Source organism: Alicyclobacillus mali NBRC 102425, assembly GCF_001570745.1.
Classification (GTDB): Bacteria; Bacillota; Bacilli; order Alicyclobacillales; family Alicyclobacillaceae; genus Alicyclobacillus; species Alicyclobacillus mali.
This window is the reverse complement of the sequence record NZ_BCSG01000063.1, coordinates 1-3,360: the sequence shown is the minus strand read 5'-3', so window position 1 is coordinate 3,360 and position 3,360 is coordinate 1. Positions and strand designations below refer to the sequence as shown.

Here is a 3,360-nt window from a genome sequence, read left to right as displayed (position 1 = left end):
GTGTTTGTCGAATGTACACGTTGGTCTTCGCCTTCGTAGAAATGGTTTGGTGAATACCGTTTTCTTTCTCTCAAGTTGGGGTGAAGTCCTTCTTTGTGCTCGAAAAACCCTTGCCGCACAAGGGCTCGTGACTCTACAAAGGGCTCGAACACAAACTCGAAATCGGCGCAAATTTCTGGTCAGCACGCAGTGGCACGTTTATAATCACAACTGAAATCAGCAAGATGAGCAGATATACGATGGACGTTGTTCCGATTGCAAAACCCGTATGATCATAAAGCCAATTGATTAGCGCTAGTGCACAATCTCCTGATATGCCTAGGAAAAAGACGATAACCAACCGGTTTACAATAAATCTCACATCCATCATCCTCAGTGAGGCGGCCACTGTGATAATTAGAGTAGGTTATATGGATCCGAAGGTAAAGATTTTTCCATTCCGTCAATTTGGATATTCCCTAGTCATAATCACGATTCCCACGCTTCTGTTGTTCATGGGTAGTGCGATGAACAGGATTCGAACTAGACTTATGTCCTTTTCCCCCAGCATGCCGCCTCCGCAAGGCGACCAACACAAGCGTTACGATGGCGATACCACAAGGATATACGATCTTCCACCCGAACGAGTCGAGCACGACGAGACACATAAGTCCCACGGCGATACCAAAACCCTTTCGCCATCGCCCTGAAGCCTGCCGAACATACGCGATCGCGCACAGACCGTAAATGAGCAAGAAATTCTGGCCCGCCAAAGCAAACATCAGGGGCTGAGAGATCCAGCCCACGATGTGCATGCCGATCACGCCGACAAACACCGCGGCGCAAGCAAAAAGCGCAACCCATGGCACGCCGCGTGTGTTCAGGACCGCGAGGCGCCTGGGCAATGTTCCCTCACGAGCCGTCGCAAAAATCAGACGTGAAGCTGCCCACAGAGCTCCGTTCAGATTCGCCACAATGATGACGAGCGCCAGCACCGCCACCGCGTTGCCTGCTAAAGGACCTATCACGCTTGCGAGCAGCGTTGCAATGGGGGCGATGATGGTACGGGGATCGTGCTGAGATAAATCGGTTTGCACAGCGAGCGCGACCGCGATGTACAAAATCACGATGGCCACGTAACTGAACGCGATGGCAAGCGGGAAGTCCCGCTTGGGATGCTTGAACTCCTCCCCCATGAAGGAAAGCATCTCCCATCCGGTATAGGCAAAGAACACCATACCGACCGCCGGCAAGCTCTGACGCCAGCTTGCCACGGGCGCCACGTGAAGCCTCATCAAAGGGTGCATGAAAAGCCCCACGCAAGCAATGAGACTCAATATGCCGACGAGCGTAAAGCTCAGTACCTGTTGCACGGTGCCCGAAATTTGGGTCCCTAACGCGTGCATGACGCTCAATGCCACGATAATTGCCGCGGCCAACGCGTCGAGCCCCCATCCGTGTAAACCCACGAGAGCACCGAAGTATGCGGCACCGGAGAGCGCGATCGCAGGAATCCCGAGAAAGAAAGCCGCCATGAGCAGGAATTCGCCCAAGGTACCAAGTCTTGTGCCACAAACCGATCGCACAAATCCAGCAGCACCGCCTGCGGATGGGTATCGAGCGCCGAGTTCCGAAAAAATCAAAAGGAGCGGGATAACGAGTCCGGCGTCCAGAATCCAAGCATAGACGGCTGCGTCTCCCACCTGCGCATAGGCCTGCCCTGGGAGAACGAGTACGCCTGCCCCGATCACGATGCCGAGTGCGAGCGCGACACCTCGACCGATAGTGAGCGTCTTGGCAAGTTGAGGACCCGATGATGGTTGCACGACAGGTCCCTCCGTTCATGAGAGATGGAGTCTGGTGACAGTGCTTTTGCAACACTTGACGAATGACTCACCCGCATTGTAAATGGAGATATCCAATCTCGTTACGCGATAGACTGAATTATCTCCATCGTATTTTTCGATGGTGATCGGAGGGTAACGATGGACTTCAAGCAACTTCACACCTTTGCCGTCGTGGCTCGTGAGCGAAGTTTCACACGCGCATCTGGGCTCCTAAACTATGCGCAGTCGAGTGTTTCCGCCCAGATTCAAGCGCTGGAACATGAACTCGGTACGCATCTGTTTGACCGGATCGGACGAAGCGTGCAACTGACGGAGGTCGGGCAGAAAGTGCTTCCCCTGGTGCATGATCTTCTGCAGATGGAATCTGAACTCCAATCCATTGCAAAAGGAGGATACGAGCCGAGCGGCACGCTTGTGGTGGGTGCCCCGGAAAGCCTGATTGCATATCGGCTTCCGCCTGCACTGGCTGTATTTCACCAGCGATATCCTCGGGTTCATCTTCAATTTCGCGCGGATAGCTGCGCAGAGCATCGGGCGGCGCTGGGGCGCGGCGAGATCGATGTGGCACTGCTGTTAGAACAGAGTGCACCTCCAACGGGCCTTGCCTTCCAAACGCTCACACCCGAGCGCATCGTGCTCGTCGCTCATCCGAAAATTACGGCGAGTAATCCGAGTGCAAGCACACCGTCTCTGATCGAATCCGCCGTTCTCCTGTTTGTGGAAGCTTCGAAAGGTGGCGCGAGTTACCGAGAGGTGTTTGAGCGGCAGACTATACAAAAGGGAATCCGCATTCAGCGTTTCATGGAATTTGCGAGCGTGGAGGCCGTCAAGCAATGCGCGATCGCGGGCCTCGGCATCGCACTTCTGCCTGAGATGGTGGTGCAACAAGAACTGGATGCCGGCAAGCTCATCCGCCTCCCCTGGAACGACTTGCAAATCCCGACGTATCTCGCATGGCGAGACGGACGTTGGATGCCCCAAGCAGCGCGGGAATGGATCAAATGCGTCCGCGCTTATGCGTATCGTGTTTGTCAATCGCCCGAGGAACGATTGACGTATGACATCTGAAGGCAGTGCCAGACGGTCAGATGGCTTACCCGAAATTACAATCCCCCAGCCATATGGATGGTTTTATTCAATATAGAATCTTTTCTCACTATCACACTCTCGCAAGCGCTTGGAGAGCGGTACAAACAGCACGCTGTGATGATGAGTAGGCACGAGGTCAACTTAGCGTACCGTACGGACTGTATCGGTGAGCATGGATATGGTGCAATATTGTGACAACAACAAGTTGTCGCTCTTTGAGAACGCGTCGGCGCGGACACGACTGTACGAGACGGTGGATCTACATCATCATAAACAACAAAATAATTAAAATTGTCGATATTATAACCCCAACTAATCCAAGTATTTTAAGTGAATTTTTTAGCTTAAGTGTCATGATGACAAATAAACCAAGCAATATAAAGGAGCTAGAAATCGGAAACACGAATCCTGACATTTCAATTCCTCCTTTATAGGTGAGCCCTTT

3 protein-coding genes are annotated in these 3,360 nt (G+C 52.8%); 1 reads left to right on the top strand and 2 read right to left on the bottom strand.

The genetic code is table 11. The features are described 5' to 3' along the window. Nucleotides 1-458: 458 nt before the first annotated feature. Nucleotides 459-1,805, bottom strand: a complete 1,347-nt coding sequence (locus tag AMA01_RS13310) for an APC family permease (protein WP_067851726.1) — start codon at nt 1,803-1,805, stop codon at nt 459-461. Between the two features lie 159 nt (nt 1,806-1,964). On the opposite strand from AMA01_RS13310, the gene AMA01_RS13305 reads away from it, so the two are divergent. Next, nucleotides 1,965-2,894 (top strand): LysR family transcriptional regulator, encoded by a 930-nt coding sequence (locus AMA01_RS13305; RefSeq protein ID WP_067851724.1) that lies wholly within the window; start codon nt 1,965-1,967, stop codon nt 2,892-2,894. 280 nt (nt 2,895-3,174) lie between these two features. Here the strand turns inward: AMA01_RS13305 and AMA01_RS14130 are convergent. Then, nucleotides 3,175-3,360 (bottom strand): hypothetical protein (locus tag AMA01_RS14130; RefSeq protein ID WP_231862965.1); only part of this gene is annotated, 186 nt, incomplete at its 5' end.

What these genes read in the sequence shown, in the direction of transcription:
- AMA01_RS13305 (WP_067851724.1), top strand. Translation starts at nt 1,965, where the DNA reads ATGGACTTCAAGCAACTTCACACCTTTGCCGTCGTGGCTCGTGAGCGA.